Origin of the sequence: Rummeliibacillus suwonensis (assembly GCF_007896435.1) — a bacterium.
Taxonomy (GTDB): Bacteria; Bacillota; Bacilli; order Bacillales_A; family Planococcaceae; genus Rummeliibacillus; species Rummeliibacillus suwonensis.
Genome location: NZ_VCBL01000001.1, coordinates 795,530 through 815,447, shown reverse-complemented (window position 1 = coordinate 815,447; position 19,918 = coordinate 795,530). Strand labels below are relative to the sequence as shown.

The 19,918-nt window shown below is 37.4% G+C and carries 17 protein-coding genes, 1 pseudogene and 1 riboswitch; of the genes and pseudogenes, 2 read left to right on the top strand and 16 right to left on the bottom strand.

Annotation, left to right across the window (positions count from 1 at the left end; all coding sequences use genetic code 11):
• Both sdhA and FEU33_RS03740 read right to left on the bottom strand, forming a co-directional pair.
• Positions 1-1,752, bottom strand: a complete 1,752-nt coding sequence (gene sdhA, locus FEU33_RS03745; protein ID WP_146548082.1) for a succinate dehydrogenase flavoprotein subunit — start codon at positions 1,750-1,752, stop codon at positions 1-3.
• A gap of 61 nt (positions 1,753-1,813) precedes the next feature.
• Positions 1,814-2,422 carry a succinate dehydrogenase cytochrome b558 subunit gene (locus FEU33_RS03740; RefSeq protein WP_146548081.1) on the bottom strand — a complete coding sequence of 203 codons (609 nt, stop codon included), beginning with the start codon at positions 2,420-2,422 and terminating at the stop codon, positions 1,814-1,816.
• Between the two features lie 269 nt (positions 2,423-2,691).
• Between FEU33_RS03740 and FEU33_RS03735 the strand changes: the two genes are divergently transcribed.
• Positions 2,692-3,111, top strand: a complete 420-nt coding sequence (locus FEU33_RS03735) for a DUF2507 domain-containing protein (protein ID WP_146548080.1) — start codon at positions 2,692-2,694, stop codon at positions 3,109-3,111.
• Between the two features lie 356 nt (positions 3,112-3,467).
• Here FEU33_RS03735 and FEU33_RS03730 read toward each other — a convergent pair whose 3' ends face one another.
• The 14 genes and pseudogenes from FEU33_RS03730 to zapA form a co-directional block, all read right to left on the bottom strand.
• Complete coding sequence (locus FEU33_RS03730; protein ID WP_146548079.1) at positions 3,468-4,700, bottom strand: aspartate kinase; 1,233 nt, start codon at positions 4,698-4,700, stop codon at positions 3,468-3,470.
• Positions 4,701-4,821: 121 nt separating this feature from the next.
• A riboswitch (Lysine riboswitch) is annotated at positions 4,822-5,004 on the bottom strand.
• A gap of 58 nt (positions 5,005-5,062) precedes the next feature.
• Positions 5,063-6,838 carry an excinuclease ABC subunit UvrC gene (uvrC, locus tag FEU33_RS03725; RefSeq protein ID WP_146548078.1) on the bottom strand — a complete coding sequence of 592 codons (1,776 nt, stop codon included), beginning with the start codon at positions 6,836-6,838 and terminating at the stop codon, positions 5,063-5,065.
• Between the two features lie 67 nt (positions 6,839-6,905).
• Positions 6,906-7,220, bottom strand: a complete 315-nt coding sequence (gene trxA / locus FEU33_RS03720) for a thioredoxin (protein ID WP_146548077.1) — start codon at positions 7,218-7,220, stop codon at positions 6,906-6,908.
• Between the two features lie 216 nt (positions 7,221-7,436).
• Entirely contained in the window at positions 7,437-8,417 is a 981-nt protein-coding gene (locus FEU33_RS03715) for an electron transfer flavoprotein subunit alpha/FixB family protein (protein ID WP_146548076.1), read from the bottom strand.
• Between the two features lie 30 nt (positions 8,418-8,447).
• Positions 8,448-9,221 (bottom strand): electron transfer flavoprotein subunit beta/FixA family protein, encoded by a 774-nt coding sequence (locus FEU33_RS03710; RefSeq protein WP_146548075.1) that lies wholly within the window; start codon positions 9,219-9,221, stop codon positions 8,448-8,450.
• 21 nt (positions 9,222-9,242) lie between these two features.
• Positions 9,243-10,016 (bottom strand): enoyl-CoA hydratase, encoded by a 774-nt coding sequence (locus FEU33_RS03705; RefSeq protein ID WP_146548074.1) that lies wholly within the window; start codon positions 10,014-10,016, stop codon positions 9,243-9,245.
• 63 nt (positions 10,017-10,079) lie between these two features.
• Positions 10,080-10,664 carry a fatty acid metabolism transcriptional regulator FadR gene (locus tag FEU33_RS03700; RefSeq protein ID WP_146548073.1) on the bottom strand — a complete coding sequence of 195 codons (585 nt, stop codon included), beginning with the start codon at positions 10,662-10,664 and terminating at the stop codon, positions 10,080-10,082.
• Between the two features lie 99 nt (positions 10,665-10,763).
• On the bottom strand, positions 10,764-12,452 hold the full coding sequence (locus FEU33_RS03695; protein ID WP_146548072.1) for an AMP-binding protein: 1,689 nt from the start codon (positions 12,450-12,452) through the stop codon (positions 10,764-10,766).
• Between the two features lie 131 nt (positions 12,453-12,583).
• Positions 12,584-12,803: pseudogene (locus tag FEU33_RS19385) on the bottom strand (hypothetical protein); the annotation flags it as partial.
• A 609-nt stretch (positions 12,804-13,412) separates the two neighbouring features.
• Positions 13,413-13,826: a DUF350 domain-containing protein gene (locus FEU33_RS03690; protein WP_146548071.1), complete on the bottom strand. Its 414-nt coding sequence runs from the start codon at positions 13,824-13,826 to the stop codon at positions 13,413-13,415.
• Between the two features lie 26 nt (positions 13,827-13,852).
• Positions 13,853-16,219 carry an endonuclease MutS2 gene (locus FEU33_RS03685; RefSeq protein WP_146548070.1) on the bottom strand — a complete coding sequence of 789 codons (2,367 nt, stop codon included), beginning with the start codon at positions 16,217-16,219 and terminating at the stop codon, positions 13,853-13,855.
• A 12-nt stretch (positions 16,220-16,231) separates the two neighbouring features.
• Positions 16,232-17,935, bottom strand: a complete 1,704-nt coding sequence (gene polX / locus FEU33_RS03680; protein ID WP_186731302.1) for a DNA polymerase/3'-5' exonuclease PolX — start codon at positions 17,933-17,935, stop codon at positions 16,232-16,234.
• Between the two features lie 93 nt (positions 17,936-18,028).
• Positions 18,029-18,568, bottom strand: a complete 540-nt coding sequence (locus FEU33_RS03675) for a CvpA family protein (protein WP_146548068.1) — start codon at positions 18,566-18,568, stop codon at positions 18,029-18,031.
• Positions 18,561-18,833 carry a cell division protein ZapA gene (zapA, locus tag FEU33_RS03670; protein ID WP_146548067.1) on the bottom strand — a complete coding sequence of 91 codons (273 nt, stop codon included), beginning with the start codon at positions 18,831-18,833 and terminating at the stop codon, positions 18,561-18,563. The genes FEU33_RS03675 and zapA overlap by 8 nt, the downstream gene beginning before the upstream one ends.
• A gap of 87 nt (positions 18,834-18,920) precedes the next feature.
• Between zapA and rnhC the strand changes: the two genes are divergently transcribed.
• Positions 18,921-19,856, top strand: a complete 936-nt coding sequence (gene rnhC, locus FEU33_RS03665; protein ID WP_146548066.1) for a ribonuclease HIII — start codon at positions 18,921-18,923, stop codon at positions 19,854-19,856.
• The last annotated feature ends 62 nt before the right edge of the window (positions 19,857-19,918 follow it).

Genomic DNA, 19,918 nt, shown 5'->3' with positions numbered 1-19,918 from the left:
TTAGTGAGCTCCTTTCGTATAGTCACGTTTACGAGGCTTGATAAGTGAAATATCAACGTCATCGTAAGTAATTTTCGGATCAAATGAAGGTGTAAATTCAGCAATTGTTGTTTTAAGGAAGTTTTCATCATCACGTTCTGGGAAATCAGGTTTGTAATGAGCTCCACGAGATTCGTTACGAAGTAAAGCACCTTTTGTAATAACATTTGCTAAAGCAAGCATGTTCTTCAATTGACGAGTAAATTGAACACCTTGGTTGGACCACTTAGATGTATCGTTAATATTGATATTGTTCCAACGTTCTTTTAATTCTTGTAATTTTACAAGAGTTTGTTCTAATTTATCATTGTAACGAACAACTGTAACGTTTGAAGTCATGACTTCACCAAGTTCTTTGTGAAGTAAGTATGCATTTTCATTACCATCTAAACGCAATACTTCATCCCATTTAGCTTGTTCTTCTTTCACAGCGTTATCGTATAAAGAAGATGAAAGATCTTCAACGTGTTTATCTAATCCTTGGATGTAATGAACAGCGTTAGGACCTGCTACACTACCACCGTAAATAGCTGAAAGTAATGAGTTTGCACCAAGACGGTTTGCACCATGTTGAGAGTAATCACATTCACCTGCAGCAAATAGACCAGGAATTGAAGTATGTTGATCAAAGTCAACCCATAGACCACCCATAGAATAGTGAACAGCTGGGAAGATTTTCATAGGTACTTTATGTGGATCATCACCAACGAATTTTTGATAAATTTCAATGATACCACCAAGTTTAACGTCTAATTCATGTGGATCTTTGTGAGAAAGATCTAAGTACACAACGTTTTCACCGTTAATGCCTAGTTTTTGGTTAATACATACGTCAAAGATTTCACGTGTTGCAATATCACGTGGTACTAAGTTACCGAATGCAGGATATTTTTCTTCTAAGAAGTACCAAGGTTTACCGTCTTTATATGTCCAAATTCGTCCACCTTCACCACGAGCAGATTCTGACATTAAACGTAATTTGTCATCGCCAGGAATTGCTGTTGGGTGAATTTGAATCATTTCACCATTTGCATATTTTGCACCTTGTTGATAAACGATTGATGCTGCAGAACCTGTATTAATCATTGAGTTTGTTGATTTACCAAAGATGATACCAGGACCACCACTAGCCATGATTACGGCATCAGCACGAAATGCTTTGATTTCATGAGTTGTAAGGTTTTGAGCTTTAATACCTTTACATACGCCTTCATCATCAAGAATTACGCCTAGGAATTCCCAGCCTTCATATTTTGTCACTAATCCTTCAACTTCCCAACGACGAACTTGTTCATCAAGTGCATAAAGAAGTTGTTGACCAGTAGTCGCACCAGCAAACGCTGTACGGTGATGGATAGTACCACCGAAACGACGGAAATCCAACAGACCTTCAGGTGTACGGTTAAACATAACGCCCATACGGTCAAATAAGTGAATAATACCAGGTGCTGCTTGAGTCATTGCTTTAACTGGTGGTTGGTTTGCTAAGAAATCCCCACCATAAACTGTATCATCAAAGTGGATCCAAGGAGAGTCCCCTTCACCTTTTGTATTTACGGCACCATTAATCCCGCCTTGCGCACATACAGAGTGTGAGCGTTTTACCGGAACTAATGAGAATAATTCAACTTCTGTGCCCATTTCGGCAGCTTTCATAGTAGACATCAAGCCAGCTAAACCGCCACCAACGACTATCAATTTGCTTTTAGCCATGTTTTTTTCTCACTCCTCGTTCAAATAGTAATCAAGCGCTTACAAGTTTACACATGACCACTTAAATAAATGCAAGTAGAGCACCCACGCCGATTACAGATAACACTACAAAGAAAATCAATGTGATGTAAGTTGCAATTTTTTGAGATTTTGGAGATTGTGTAATTCCCCAACTTACTAAAAATGACCAAATACCGTTAGCCAAGTGGAACGTAGCTGAAATAATACCTAATGCATAGAACGCAACCATGACTGGGTTAGATAAAATATTAGCCATCATATCATAGTCAACTTCTGTACCAAGCGCTTTTTGAATTCGAGTTTGGAAAATGTGCCATGCAATGAATATTACAAGAATAACGCCTGTAATACGTTGAAGTAGGAACATCCAGTTACGGAAAGTACCAAAACGTTGATTATTTGGTGCTGCTGTAAAGGCAATATACACTCCATAGAATGCATGGAACATTAAAGGAATGTAAATGACAAACCATTCAAGGAACCATAAGAATGGTAAATTCCCCATAAATCCACTTGCTGTGTTAAATGCTTCTGCACCGTGTGTTGCTTGGAAGTTGATTAACAAGTGTTGCGTCACGAATAACCCTACTGGAATAATTCCAAGAAGAGAATGCAGACGACGCCAATAAAACTCTCGATCTTTCGACAAGACTGTTACCCCCCTTAATACTTGAAAGCAAGATGTCAATTTTTTGTCATGTAATTATCACTCGACATCTATTGACTGCTTGTTTCATAATGGTACAATATTATGACAAGTTTATTGTACTCTCATACCACAATAGCGTCAAGGCAACATGAACTTTTTTATGAGCTATTCTCGTTCATATTATTCTCGAAAAAAGCAATCATTCATGTCTAATGTGTATTAATTCTTTTACTGACATAATTTAGACAAAATATGAAAGAAGGATTTTCATGTCTACTCAACAAAAAAATGAAATAACACAATTTGGTTATGAGCTAATTCGTGATCATGTACTCTCTTCTATATTGGGGAAAAATGAAAAAGATATACTATATTGGTGTGGAAAAGAACTAGCTCGTCAATTTCCGCTCTATGATTTAGAAGAAGCAATCTCATTCTTTAAAGAAGCTGGTTGGGGAGATTTAACGATTGATAAGGTCTCAACTGATGAAGCTTTTTGTACTTTAACCGGAGATCCCGAAGTATTAAAATTTGATAGTCGCTGTTTTCAACTTGAGGCTGGATTTTTGGCGCAGAACCAACAAAAATACTGTGGCTTCCTAACAGAGTGCTACGAAGAAACGAAACCAAAACAAGCACAAGTTAAATTTCACATCAAATGGGATTTGAAGGATAGGATAGAAGGCTAGAGTGAACCTTTACCCAGGGAAATTTTCTTTCACTTGGGTTAGTTAGTTGGACCAATTCATCTTTTATAAGCAATTGATTCTATACTTTACTAGTTATTTTAAAAGAAAACTTTCTGCTTGTTCATACACGATAGATTCATTCATCAAAAACTCCTACCAGAAAAAATGGAGAATACTGAAAAACTATAGAACCATGATTTTTATCACAGTTTTTTCAGTAGTCATCAAAATACTGGTAGGAGTTTTATTTACGTAATAAAGGACTCCACGCATACGTTCGTTCATATGAAAAGTCCTTTATGAACATATTGACGCTTACTCATTAATTGTAGTAGCCATCAGGTGAAAGTCATTTATTAATGTGCGATTTTTTCTTTGACGGATAAACCAAATTCGTCATGTAAAGCATTTGCTGCTTTTAACATATCTTCCTGCGGTACAACAACAGATACTTTAATTTCTGAAGTGCTGACCATTTTAACAGGAATCCCTTCACGATATAAGCGTTCGAACATCGATGCCGCAACACCTGGATTTGACACCATACCAGATCCGACGATTGAAACTTTTGACAGCTCCCCTTCATAGTCCACATGGTGGTAGCCCAATGTATCTTTGTGTTCTGATAAAACTTGTAATGTATCTTGAAGATTTTCTTTTTTTACTGAGAACGACACAGATGGTTCCGTTCCTTCAATAATCGTTTGGACAATAATATCGACATTGACATGATTTTTGGCTAATGTTGTAAAAATATTAGCTAATGAACTATTATATGCTTCCTTATAATATACCGTTAAACGAATAATATCCGATTCAAATGCAACACCACGTACAACCAAGCCTTTTTCCACTGTAATTTCCTCCTTCAAGATAGTACCTTCAACATCCTCATAACTCGAACGAACAGACATAGGAATATGATGATTCTTGGCTACCTCTACAGAGCGAGGATGTAAAACACCTGCTCCCAGATTCGCTAGTTCGAGCATTTCATCATAGGACATTTCCAGTAACTTTCTGGCGCCTTTAACATATCGAGGATCACTTGTATAAACACCATCAACATCTGTATAAATATCACAGCGTTCAGCATTTAGTGCTGCTGCAAGTGCAACAGCAGTCGTATCTGAACCTCCGCGGCCTAATGTTGTAATATTTCCTTCATCATCAATACCTTGGAAACCAGCGACTACAGCAACCTTCCCCTTTTCCAAAGCATCTTTGACAGCCTTTGGTGCAATATTCTCGATTCTTGCATTACTTGGCACATGCTCTGTCATAATACCGGCTTGCCAACCAGTAAATGACTGCGCCTCAATTCCTAACTTATGCAAAGCAATGGATAACAATGATATCGTTACTTGTTCTCCAGTTGTCAATAGTACATCCATTTCTCTTTTTGAAGGTGATTCAGAAATTTCATGAGCCATATCTACAAGTTGATCTGTCGTTTTCCCCATTGCAGATACAACTACGACAATGTCATGCCCGTTTTGTCTCTCACGCTGAATGCGTTTGGCAACATGCATAATTCTTTCTGTTGTTGCGACGGAAGTCCCGCCAAATTTTACCACTAAAATACTCATCAAAACGCTCCCCTACATAGTTGTATGTGGGCGACTTTCACAATGATTTCTAATGAAAAAAGAGCAGCCCTTTCACATGTGTGAAGAGCTGCTCTTAGCATGCACGTTCAAAAGAACATTCATGTGAGATAGCCCTCCAGAATCTATGTTGACTCTGACAATTCTACATTTCTTCAATGTAGAACCAGCAGCAAGATGGAATTAGCAATCTTGCAACTTCGGCGGCCTCCCCTTTCATCGACCTTCAAAGGATCTATTCATCCTCCAGTCGGGTACTCTTGAAACCCGCGCCTCTATCATCACTAAATCAGTGATTTTTAATTGGTGACACTACGATACCATATAAATCGCTATTTTTGCAATTATTTTTTCAAAAAAAAGTCAATGATTGCCTGAGCCAGTTTTTTAGGTACACCAGCTTCTTGTAATTCTTCAAACGTTGCTTCTTTAATCTTCTTGATCGAACCAAAGTGTTTTAATAGCTGTTGCTTTCTTTTTGGTCCGATTCCTGAAATTTCGTCTAAAATGGATGTAATCGCATTTTTTTCGTGCAGCTGCCTATGGAATGTGATCGCAAATCGGTGTACTTCATCTTGAACGCGTTGTAACAAATAAAAAGCTTCACTTGTTCGTTTTAGCGGAATGATTTCAGGCGGATTTCCATATAACAGTTGAGAAGTTTGATGCTTATCGTCTTTTGCTAATCCCGCAATTGGAATATCCAATCCAAGCTCATCCTCTAAAATTTCTCTTGCTACTTCCATCTGTCCCTTCCCTCCATCGGTTACGAGTAAGTCTGGAAGAGGGAGGCCTTCCTTTAAAACTCTTGAATAGCGGCGACGAATAACTTCGCGCATCGCTCCATAATCATCATGTGCATGGGCATTTTGAATTTTAAATTTACGATATTCTTTTTTACTCGGTTTACCATCAATAAAAACAACCATTGCCGAAACTGTATCCGCTCCAAAAATATGAGAATTGTCAAAAGCTTCGATACGTAGAGGAGTTGCAATATTCATCGCATCCCCCAATTGTTCGCAAGCACCTATTGTTCTTTGTTCTTGTCTCTCAAGCAATTGGAATTTCTCAGTAATAGCTATTTGAGCATTTTTTGATGCCAAATCGAGTAATTCCTTTTTCCTACCTCTTTGTGGCTTTAACACTTTAATATTCAATACTTGCTGTAACATATCACCATCTATTTCTTTTGGGATAAGAATTTCCTTAGGTTTTATATGTTCAGCTTTTTCATAAAATTGCCCGACATATGTTAAAAATTCATCCTCTGGTTCTCCATATGAAGGAAATAAAGAGACGGCACGTTCAATTAGTTTCCCTTGTCTAACAAAGAATACTTGTACACACATCCAGCCTTTATCTACCGCATAGCCAAAAACATCCCGATTGATAAAATCAGTTGTGGTGATCTTTTGTTTTTCCATTACAGCGTCAATATGGGCTATTTGATCTCGATATTCCTTTGCACGTTCAAAATCTAGTTTTTCTGAAGCATCCAACATTTTCTGATGCAATTCCTCTTTGACTGCCGTATATCCGCCATTCAAGAAATTCGTAATTTCTTGGACCATCTCATCATAAACCTGTTTATCAATATCTTTGACACATGGAGCTAAACATTGACCTAGATGATAATATAGACAAACACGATTCGGAAGTGAATAACATTTCCTTAAAGGGTATAGTCGATTAAGCAGTTTCCTGGTCTCATTTGCCGCATAGACATTCGGATAAGGACCAAAATATTTTCCTTTATCCCTTTTTACTTTGCGAACTGTGAGTAATCTTGGATATTTCTCATTTGTGATTTTGATATAAGGATATGTTTTATCATCCTTTAACATAACATTATATTTTGGATCGTGTAGCTTGATCAAATTGAGTTCGAGCAAAAATGCTTCTTTATTTGAAGAAGTGACAATGTATTCAAAATCTTCAATCTCACTAACGAGTCTTTGCGTTTTACCATCATGTGTGCCTGTAAAATAAGAACGAACCCGATTTTTTAAAACTTTTGCTTTGCCGACATAAATAATAGTGCCTTGTCGATCTTTCATGAGATAACATCCCGGTTGGTCTGGCAAGATAGCTAGCTTTTGTTTGATTAATTCATTCATCAAATCACCTCTAAAAAAACCGGGCACCTTTTGTAGGGACCCGGTTTCGTTTGTAAGTCTTAAATGATTAAGCGTGTTTTTGGATGAATTCAGCTAATGCTTCTTTTGGTTGGAAACCAACTGTTTTGTCAATTTGTTCTCCATCTTTAAATAATAGTAATGTTGGGATTGACATAATACCGAATTGGCTAGCTGTTTCTTGGTTTTGATCAACATCAACTTTTACAATGTTCACTTTACCGGCTAATTCTTGATCTAATTCTTCTAAAATTGGAGCAATCATTTTACATGGGCCACACCAAGTTGCCCAAAAATCTACTAATGTTAATCCATTTGCAATATCATTTGAAAATGTTGCATCTGTTGAATGTACAATTGCCATTTTTTCATTTCCTCCTTAACTCTATGTATCGGTAGTGTAGCATAAAAGAAAATATGAGGCGACTTTTCTGCTCACTTGAAACGATTCATTTACCTACTAAAAAATCAAACTATAAATTTTTCTAACAATCGATTTTGGTTCTAACTCACACATCAAAAAATAGTATGCTAGGGATATTTCCTAACACACTATTTTTATAGTAATCCCTCATTTTCATTAAGATTGAACGACTACATTTTTAAATTCTTCGATCAGCAATGGGACAACTTCAAATAGATCACCAACAATTCCGTAGTCTGCTATTTTAAAAATATTCGCTTCTGGATCTTTATTGATCGCTACGATAATTTTGGAGTTAGACATACCTGCTAAATGTTGAATGGCCCCTGAAATACCACATGCAATATATAAATCTGGTGTTACCACCTTACCCGTTTGGCCGATTTGCAATGAATAATCACAATAATCTGCATCACAGGCCCCACGGGAAGCACCTACAGCACCACCTAAAAGTTTTGCTAATTCTTGTAATGGTTCGAAGCCTTCAGCACTTTTCACACCGCGCCCACCAGATACAACGACCTTCGCTTCCGATAAATCAACGCCATCCGCAGCTTTACGAACCACTTCTTTGATAACCGTTCGTAAATTTGTAATATCTACTGATAGACTTGAAACTTCCCCTGAACGGGTTTCATCTTTTTCGAGCGGCGTGATGTTATTTGGTCGAACCGTGATAAATACGATGCCATCATCTTTTACTTTGACTTTCTCAAATGCTTTACCAGAATATATTGGACGGACAAATAAGGCATCGTCACCATTACCTTCAATCGTTGTGACATCAGAGATCAAACCACTTTGCAATTTGCTTGCGATTTTCGGAGATAAATCTTTCCCTAGCGCTGTATGACCAAATACAATGGCATCTGGATTTTCTGCTTCTGTTACAGCGACAAATGCTTGACTAAAACCATCAGAAGTATACTGTTTCAAATGTGGATGCTCTACAGTCACAATACGATCGGCACCATATTGAATAAGTTCTGCACTTAATGATTCGACGGCATCACCTATTAAGACGCCGATCACTTCACCACCATCAGCAATTGTTTTTGCAGCTGCAATTGCCTCAAACGAAACATTTCTCAAAGTTCCTTCACGTACTTCACCCAAAACTAAAACTTTTTTTGTCATACGATTTCCTCCTCAGCAATATGAATCAGCTTAAATAACTTTTGCTTCTGAATGCAATAATTGAACCAGCTCTTTCACTTGGTCTTGCAATTCTCCTTGCAATACACGACCAGCTTCTTTTTGAGCTGGTAAAAAGATCTCTACTGTTTCTGTTTTTGCTTCAACATCATCTTCATCTATATCTAAATCATCTAATTCTAGTTCTTCTAACGGTTTTTTCTTCGCTTTCATGATCCCAGGCAAAGAAGGATAGCGTGGCTCATTTAATCCTTGCTGTGCGGTCACCAATAGAGGGAGAGTGGCTTCGATCACTTCCGAGTCCCCTTCCACATCGCGCACGATTTTGGCTATATTCCCATCAATTTCAAGACTTGTTATCGTCGTTACATAATTGATCCCTAATAATTCCGCAACCCGAGGGCCTACTTGACCAGATCCTCCATCTATCGCAACATTTCCACCTAAAATCAAGTCTGCTTTTTTGTCTTTTAAGTATTCAGCTAAAATATATGCTATGGAGAACTGATCTAAATCTTCAACATCTTCTTCTGCATTGATTAGCACCGCTTTATCGGCACCCATTGCTAATGCTGTGCGAAGTTGCTTTTCAACATCTTCTCCGCCAATTGTTACAACTGTCACTTCGCCACCCTGTGCATCGCGAATTTGGATAGCTTCCTCAATAGCGTATTCATCATAAGGATTGATGATGAATTCTGCACCATCTTCTTGAATGATACCACCATCTAATACGATCTTCTCTTCAGTGTCAAAAGTTCGTTTAACGAGTACATAAATGTTCATATACCTAACCTCCCAATACTTTTATTGACCTTTAAAAACAGGCTCTCTTTTTTCAATAAATGCTAGGATACCCTCTTTTGCGTCTTCCGTAATAAAAACTTTCCCAAATCCTTCTGCTTCAGCAGTAATTCCTTCGTAAAAAGAAGCTGATTTTGTAAATTGCAACATCTCGATGGCTGTTTTTAATGCAATCGGGCTCTTCTTTGCAATTTTCTTCGCTGTTTTTATCGCTTCCTCTAATAATTTCTCTTCAGGAATTGCACGATTTGCTAAGCCCCATTGTACAGCTTCTGTACCTGAAATAGGCTCACTTGTGAGTATCATTTCAGCTGCCTTTGCTTTACCAACATAGCGTGGTAAGCGCTGTGTACCTCCAAAACCTGGTATTATGCCTAATTGCAATTCCGGTAAGCCTAATTTGGCTGTTTCGCTAACATATCTGAAGTGGCAGCTCATTGCAAGTTCGAGTCCGCCACCGAGAGCTGCACCATGAACAGCTGCCATAATTGGTTTAGGAAATACTTCAAGCTTTTCAAAAACATCTTGTCCTCGAGTGGATAATGCCGAAAAATTCTCGCTTGTTGAAAACTCAGTGAATTCTTTTATATCTGCCCCCGCAGAAAAGAATCTACCTTCACCATGAAGTAAAACAACTCTTATATCTGGATCATTTTCAACCATATCAAGTAGTTGGTTCACTTCTTCAATCAATTCACGAGATAAAGCGTTTGCAGGTGGACGATTAATACCAGCAATTGCAACCCCTTCATCCACTGTATAATTTAGATATTTCATCTCCCATATCCTCCCTTGTGAAAAAATATACATGTGGCAAATTTATAACAATTTACCAACATACTACCCCTTTTGAATTCCCTTTAGTAAAATCTGATGAACGCGAGGCGCCATTTCGACGAGATCATATTTTTGTTCTTTCATTACCCAAGTTGTGGATATTTCATCGATTGTTCCGAAAATAACTTGTCTTGTCAGACGAATATCCATATCTTCTCGAAACTCGCCATTTTGAATACCTCTTTTTAGAATTTCATCGAGCAGTCCTAAATACACTTTTAGAATGCTGTTGATTTTCAAACGAAGGTCTTTGTTGGATTGGCGAAGTTCTAATTGTGTAACGACAGCTAAATGATGATCTTCTGATAGCACCCTAAAATGTCCTTCAATCATCCGATAAAGCATTTCAGATGCTGAAGCACTTTCATTAATAATCTCTTGCAGGTTTTCTACAAAGACGGACATTTTCTCTTGAAAAACAGATATTAAAATATCTTCTTTGTTTTTAAAGTATAGATAAATCGTTCCATCTGCAACACCCGCTTGTTTCGCAATTTTAGAAACTTGCGCTTGGTGATAACCATTATCCGCAATTACAATAACAGCCGCGTCCAATATCTGTTTATATTTTGGTTTGTTTTTCTTCAATTTGATCACCACCGGTTTATCACAAAAATATGAATGACTATTCATTCATATTTTCATAATATATTTTCAACCGGAAAATGTCAAGTACTGTATTGTTTTTTAAGTGATCTGCTGGTGCTTTGTTTTTTCTTCATCTACTAGTGTTCTACGCAAAATTTTACCGACAGTTGTTTTAGGCAACTCTGAACGGAATTCATATATTCGTGGTACCTTATATGCAGCTAAATTGGCTCTGCAATATTTATTGAACTCTTCTTCTGATACTTGATAACCGTCTTTTAAGACAATGTAGGCTTTTACTGTTTCCCCTCGATAAGGATCTGGTACACCTGCAACGACGCACTCCTGTACAGCGTCATGTTCATATAAAATCTCTTCCACTTCACGAGGATAGATATTATAACCACCTGCGATGATAATATCCTTTTTACGATCGACTACAAAGAAATAACCATCTTCGTTCATATAACCTAAATCTCCTGTTAACAACCATCCATCACGTAAAGTCATCGCTGTATCTTCTGGGCGATTCCAGTAACCTTTCATCACTTGTGGTCCTTTTACAGCAATTTCGCCTATCTCTCCAACCGAAAGTGGTTCTGTTGTATCTGGTTTGAAAATGATCGCATCTGTATCTGGCCATGGGACACCAATTGATCCCCTCACACGTTCATTTGACCAAATAAAATTAGCATGTGTTACAGGTGATGATTCACTTAAACCGTAACCTTCGACCAGCTTTCCGCCAGTAACTTTTTCAAATTTTTCTTGTACTTCAACAGGTAAGGGTGCTGAACCGCTTATACATGCCTTAATGGATGAAAGATTATATTTATCAATATCAGGATGATTTAACAAGCCAATATACAGCGTTGGTGCACCTGGAAATAGCGTTGGCCTTTGTTTTTGAATCGTTTTTAAGGCTTCAGTTGCATTAAATTTCGGCAGCAATACCATCTTATCTCCTCGCATAACGGAAAGAAGTAAAACCGTTGTCATCCCATAAACATGAAAAAACGGCAATATCCCCATGATCACTTCTTTTCCTGGTACACATTCAGACATCCATGCACTACACATTTGTACGTTTGATACTAGGTTTTTATGTGTTAGCATGACACCTTTCGGAAAACCTGTTGTTCCACCCGTGTACTGAAGTAAGGCAATATCCTCTTCATAATCGGAATCTACTTTAAGATTATTTATGTTGCCGATTTTCATTATTTCTGAAAAAAGATGATTCGGACCGCTATGCTCAATCGCTACTTTAAAGCCATACTCTTTCTTTTGAACAAAAGGATACAAAAGATTTTTGGGGAATGGCAAATAGTCTTTTATACTTGTCACAATCATATTCTCTAAATCAGTGTTTTTCCAAATCTTCATAATTCGAGGATAGAGGATATCCAAGGTGACGATTGCTTTTACACCTGCATCTTTTAGCTGATACTCTGCCTCTCTCTCCGTGTAAAGCGGATTTGTTTGAACGACAGTACCGCCTGCATATAATACGCCATAATATGAAATAACACTTTGAGGACAGTTCGGCAGCATGATCGCTATACGATCTCCCTTTTCAATTCCTATCTTCACTAAATAATTTGCAAATTTTAATGCGGATTCATATAATTCCTGATACGTAATATCCTTACCCAGAAAATGAATCGCAATTTTTTTCGGAGTTTTCTCAATAGCTCGTGTCAAATATTCCTGCAATGGAATGTCTTCATATTTCATCGTCGTAGGAATATTAGGCGGATAGTTCTTTAACCAAATCTTTTCAGTCAATCGATACTCCTCCTTTATTTTACAAATTGTAAGAATATTTCTAAGCTTAATTATAAGTAAGAAGGGCAGCGCTTTCAATTGAAATTCATTAATTTTACGATTTTTCTAGATATATATTACATATTCGAGCATCAGGGTTCCGCAGTTCTGTTTGTAAAATGGCCTGATCTGCTCAAACGACTATTGTAGTCTCTACCTTTCACTTGGCAATTTGCTGGTTGAAAAGTGAAAATCGCTGTTGCTCCTTGTATTTCCATGCCAAACCGATAATACTGCTTCACACCCGTGTCTATTTTTTAATTCACTATTCTTCGCTTCTATTTTGTAATGGATTTTTGCCAGTGCTTTAAATTTCTCCGTATTTGAAAGGATTGTTGTGACTGATGAATTCAAATGAGGGCAAAAATTCCTGATTACTCTCTATTTTTGAAAAAACCACCACTATTTTAAACTCTAAATGAGTAATTGGTGACGTAAATATTTTCATTCGTGGATACAATTTGTTTTTTCGTGGATAGAAGAGTCACTTTCGTGGATAGGGCCTCTTCTTTCGTGGATGGGAGGCCATTTCCCATGGATAAGAGAATATTTCCCGTGGATAGGATTTTGAAGAACCTTTCTTTTTCGGGCAGGTGATCCCATTTATCTTTCTCGTTTCTCTCAATATCTTAAGATGAGGGTCTTACTGCCCGTTAAAGCAGGATAAAAAAATCCGAACAAATAGAGAATTCTTATTAGAACTTCTATTCACTGTTCGGATTTCTCATCGGCTAAAATGCTTTTGTCCCAACTTACTTTTGGGACAATCCCAACGATATGAATCTTAAACTTTTGTGGCTGAAATAGGCATATTCTTTAATGCATTAAAAGATAAATAACTCCTGTAAGAATAAAGAGAACACATACAACCATTAATGCTTTTGCTAAATTTTCCATCTAAATACTCCTAATCCTAAATAACTAAGAAATACTTGCACCTATAACAAATGATAAACCAACTGAAATCGTAAAGGAAACAAAACCTACAGATCGATTATCTTGTTCAATTTCATGATCAATATTAAATGTTGGTGTCAAAAATTCAAAAAGAAGATACGCAAAAATAAGTAAGATAAATCCAAACAATCCCCATCCGATCATTTCAATCAATGAATTATGACGTTCAATGGAATAACGAAATATATTGCACACCCCTAAAATTTTACCACCAGTTGCTAATGCTACAGCAATATTGCCATTTTTTATCTCTTGCCAATTTTTATATTTTGTTACAAATTCAAATATGGCCATAGCTACGATAAGACATAGGACAACCAGACTAAAATAACCCGTTGTTTCAACAATTGGATGATGCCAAAAGTTATTTGGTAACATAAAACCCCCACTCTCTTTGCTTTCTCCTATTTTAAATCCACGACCGTTACTCCATATCCGCCTTCTCCCGCTTCACCATAGCGGTATGACTTGACTCCTTTATGACGTTTCAGTAGTGATTGAATACCTTGTCGAAGTGCGCCGGTTCCCTTACCATGGATAATGGTTACACGATGATAATTAGATAATAATGCATCATCCAAATATTTTTCAGTTCGGATCATGGCATCTTCATAACGTTCCCCACGTAAATCCAGTTCAAGCTTTACATTCGATTGGCGATTGCGAACTGTTGCAATAGAAACGGTATCTTTTGCTTTTTCAGGTTTGACATATTCCAAATCAGATTCTTCCAGTTTCATCTTCAAAATACCGATTTGAACAATCCATTCTTTATCCGAAACTTTTTCAAGCAATATCCCTTTTTGACCATAGCTTAGTACTTTAACTTCATCGCCCTTTTGTAAATTGACAGCTCGAGCGTTTGCTTGACGCTGTTTTTTCAGTATGCGATTTTCTTCAGGAGCGGCCTCTTCAAGTCGTTTACGAGCTTCAATAATTTCATGCTCTTTCACAACTTTATTGGCATTCAAACGCATTTTATGAAGTTCATCGATGACTTCTTCAGCCTCTTTCTTCGCGTCTTCTACTATTTTACGAGCTTTTTCCTTTGCTTTTTTCACAAGCTCTTCTTTGTTCTCTTCATACTCTTTTAGTTTTCCTTCAAGCTCTTCTTGTAATTTTTCTGCATTCTCTAAAAGTTGGTGCGAACGTTCTGCATCTGCCTCAGAACGACGACGACTTTCTTCAAGAGATGCAATCATCGATTCGACTTCATGACGATCTGTACCTGTGAAGGATTTGGCACTATTAATAATATGCTCTGGCAATCCAAGTCTTGTAGAAATTTCAAAGGCATTACTGCGCCCAGGTACTCCTATTAGTAAGCGATACGTTGGGCTGAGTGTTTCAACATCAAATTCGACACTTGCATTGACAACACCTTGTCGGTTATATCCATATGCCTTCAACTCAGGATAGTGTGTTGTCGCCATAACACGAGCTCCTCTACCATGAACCTCATCCAAGATCGAAATGGCTAAAGCGGCCCCCTCTTGTGGGTCAGTCCCTGCACCTAATTCATCAAATAGGATAAGTGAACGCTCGTCGAATTTTCGTAAAATGTCCACGATATTGACCATATGGCTGGAGAATGTAGACAAACTTTGTTCAATCGACTGCTCATCACCTATATCAGCAAACAATTGTGTAAATACGGACAGTTCCGAACCGTCTAAAGCAGGTATTGGAATACCGGCCTGCGCCATTAATGTACATAAACCAACTGTCTTTAATGTGACAGTTTTACCACCAGTGTTAGGACCTGTAATGACGATCGCCGTAATATCACGACCAAATTCGATATCATTAGCTACTGCTTCATCGATTGGCAATAATGGGTGGCGTGCTTTTCCTAATTTGATATATCCAGCATCATTCATAATTGGCATTGTGCACTTATAAGCCTGACCATACTTTGCTTTTGCCAAAATAACATCAATTTCACCCAGTAATTGAACCAATAAAAATAATGAATGGGCAACTTCTTGCACTAATGACGAAAGATGAAGCAATATTTTTTGGATTTCAACTTTTTCTTTTGCTTTTAAACGATGGATCTCATTATTCGCTTGAACGACTGCATCTGGTTCAATATAAAGCGTTTGACCTGATGCGGACTGATCATGCACGATCCCACCATAATGTCCTCGATATTCTTGCTTGACCGGAATAACGAAGCGATCGTTCCGAATCGTAATAATGGAATCTGAAAGCATTTTGGATGCGTTACTACCGCGTGTTAGACTGGCTAATTTTTCACGCACTCTTCCCTCTTGAGCACGAAGTTGTTGCCGAATAGAGCGCAATTCAGAACTAGCGGAATCCATCACTACTGCATTGTCATCGATACAGGAATTGATCTCATGCTGTAAACCTGTTAAAACAGGAATATCATTTTTCTTTTGAATGAAAGATGGAATTTGAATCACATCTTCCTCCTCAATACCTTCGATAAACTCGCGGAAAATGCGACTTGCTCGAATAGTACTTGAGATTTCCATCAATTCTTGAGGGCTTAACATCCCACCAATTTGTGCTCGTTTTGCATGAGGACGAATATCAAATATTCCTCCCATTGGCACAGTTCCTTTCACGCGTAGAATCGATAGACCTTCATCCATTTCATCTAATAATACTTTTACTTGCTCTAAATCTGTTTCAGGTACTAATTGTTCAATGGCTGATGTACCAATCGAGCATGTACAATAACTCGCAACCTGAGCACGTACTTTATCAAATTCTAGTGTTTTTAGTGCGCGTTCTGCAATCACTTCAAACACCTCCTATTTCTTCTCTAAAAAATTCACAAAATCATTGAATGACCATGTGTTTACTATATTTTCTTTTTTTAACCATGCTTTCTGAGCATACTTTGTGCCTATCTCCATATAACGTAATTGTTCAATCGCATGTGCATCTGTATCAATCGCAATAGGCACACCTGCTTCTACAGCCATTTCTAAATGTTCCACGCAAAGATCAAGTCGGTATGGATTGGCATTTAACTCTAAAATTTTACCATATTCTTTCGCCCATGCAATAAGTTGAGGTATATCAGGATTATAACCATCTCGTTGTCCGATCACACGCCCAGTTGGATGTGCAATCATATCAACATGAGGATTTTTCATCGCATTATGCAAGCGCTCCATGATTTTTTCCTGCGGTTGTGAAAAACTAGAATGAATGGATGCAATAACGAAATCTAATTCTGCCATCACATCATCCTCAAAATCGAGCGATCCATCTGGTAATATATCCATTTCAGTTCCAGCCAATAATCGGAAATTCGGATGTTGTGCATTGAAGGCCCAGATCTCTTCTCGCTGTTTCATCAAGCGCTCTGGCGTAAGACCGTTCGCTACTTTTAGGTATTGCGAGTGATCCGTGATAACTGCATATTGATACCCTTTTGCCATCAGCGCTTGTCCCATCTCATGAATAGCATTGGCACCATCAGACCAAGTCGTATGCATATGCAAATCAGCTTGAATATCGCCAAGCTGTACAAGCTTTGGAATGTCGTCTAAACGATCAAATTCATGTGTGCCTGCACGTACTGTCGGTGGGATAAAAGGCAGATCAAAATGGTGAAAAAAATCTTTTTCAGTGTGAAATGTTAAAACTGAGCCATCTGACTGCTCAACACCATATTCACTAATTTTTTCTCCACGTTCCTTTGCAATTTGTCTCATACGAACATTATGCTCTTTTGATCCAGTAAAATGATGAAGAGCAGTTGCATATTCATCTTGTGATACCAAGCGAAAATCAACATTCACATCTTCTATATGTAAAGTTACAGATATCTTTGTATCTCCAGCTGCAATAATTTCTTTTATAGCCAATCTGGTTAATAGTGCTTCTTTTACCGCTTCTGGTTTGTTAGTCGCGATGATAAAGTCAACATCCTTACTTTGTTCCTTTACACGTCTAAAACTTCCAGCAACTGAAAACTGTTCAATATCAGGTATTTGCTGTAGTGTTTTTTCAATTTCACCTACTATTTCTTCCAACAACCATATTGGATGAAATTCTGCTCTTTGTCCAAAAGATTCAAGTTCTTTTAATATCTTTTCTTCTGTCTTTTTGCCAAAACCAGAAAGAGTAGATACTTTTCCTTCCTCACATGCTTGCTTCAAACTTTCTGCCGAATCGACACCAAGCTCTTGATATAGTTTTGCAATTTTCTTACCACCTAACCCTGGCAGTTTTAATAGTGGTGGCAACCCTTTCGGAACCTCTTTTTCCAATTGTGTCAGTACTTCAGATTGTCCATTTTCGATCAAATCATGAATAACTGCGGCTGTTCCTTTCCCAATGCCTTTAATCGCTGTAATATCTTCTATTTCATTGATACTACGAGTATCTGCTTCTAATGCAGCGGCAGCTTTGCGGAATGCTGCTATTTTAAAAGGATTGGCCCCTTGAAGTTCTAAATAGAGAGCAATTTTTTCTAATGTGTGGATGATTGTTTTTTTATTCATCATTTTCCTCCTCGAACAAAGATAAAATGAAAAAGGCACGAATGTTGGTTAAACAGCATTCGTGCTTTTGGTTTTTTTAAGCTACGCCTCTCATTATTTCATATACACAAACCATAAATGTTGGAATACTTTTGATAAAATCGGTGTGTATTCAAGCATAAGTGTTGTTAGGAAAGATCCTTCAATATATTTTTGGATGCCATCTATTGGCAGTAAAGCTAATACATACAGTACAATAAAAATAAGTAAGTATGCTTCCACTACACCTAAAACTCCACCTAATAGACGATTTAAACCACCCAAAATCGGAATATATCTTAAAAAATCAAATAACGATGCTAAAATTTGTATTGCGAATTTTACAACAAAAAATATTAACGCAAATGCTAGTAACTGATAAAAAGTTTGGCTTAAATCTAATTGCTCAACGGCAAATTTTAATGTAGTATTTTCATCAACGGAAGGATATGGAATCCACAATACTAATTTTTCCGCTAAAGGCTTATAATAGAGATAAGCTACTATAATAGATATTAAAAAACCAGCCATCTGGATTAGTTGCACGATCAACCCTCTTCTAGCACCACTTACTAATCCAGCAACTAATAATATAATTATGACTAAATCAATCATTCACTTCATCCTTTAATTTTTTCAATTGTGATTCTAGTATTTCTACCTGTTTGTTTAATTTTAAGTAATCGTTTACTGCGTTACAGGCAGTAAGGACGGCTAATTTGGCACTGTCGAGGCTTGGATTTGCGCGCTTAATCATTCGCATTTGGTCGTCAACACTTGCCGCTACAAATCGTAAATGTCCAGGCGATTCTGTTCCAACTATATTATATGTTTGACCATAGATTTCAACTGAAACTCGATTTTTTTGTTGCTCTGACAAAGCCGTAACCTCCTTCAAAGTCCTATTTCTTATGATATCATGAAGTATCTAAGTTGTGAATGATTTGAGAAGAAAGGAATATTAAATATGTCTAATATTGTTATGAAGCTAACTTCAACAACACAAAAAGAAATAATGAACTATTATTCTCAAAATACGATCGAACGTAAAGCCCCTGGTGTTATCTTTGCTGCAAAGCTTCCAGACTGTGCGATTACCATCTATTCCTCTGGAAAAGTAATGTTTCAAGGTGGTGGTTGCGAGCGTGAAGCAAAGCATTGGGAAGCATCAACGGAAGATACACCTACTATGACGTTATCAAAAGGGGATGCGTTGCCTAAAAATCTATCTTCTTTGGCCGTTATGGGATCCGATGAAACTGGAACGGGCGATTATTTTGGTCCCATCACGGTGGCAGCCGTTTATGTACCACAAGACAAGATCGAACTGGTCAAAGAACTAGGAGTTAAAGATTCTAAAATGCTCAAAGATGACTATATGCTCCAAATCGCACCTGACTTAAAAGCGACATTGCCGCATTGCGTATTGACACTCCATAACGAAAAATACAATACCGTTCAAAAAGCAGGTACTTCACAAGGAAAAATGAAAGCATTGCTCCACAACCAAGCACTATGCCATCTTCTTAAAAAAATTGCACCCGAAAAACCAGAATATGTACTGATCGATCAATTCGCAGAAAGAAAAATCTACTACAATTATATTAAAAATGAAAAAGAAATCGTAACAGAAAATGTATTATTTGCAACAAAAGCCGAACAAATTCATGTTGCTGTAGCAGCCGCATCTATTTTAGCTCGCTGTGCATTTTTACAGGAAATGGATAAATTAAGCCGTCAAATCGGTATCACATTACCAAAAGGGGCAAGTCATCAAGTAGATGAAATAGCAGCACAAATCTTACTAGCACAGGGTGAAGAAGCTCTTTACAGCGTAACGAAGTGGCATTTTGCGAATACCCGAAAAGCTTCTCATATTGCTTCAAAAAAACGTAATTTTTAAATGATCACCTTCTTCAGTATAGCTGAACAATTATTGCAAAGTTGTAACCATTCTATATTTTT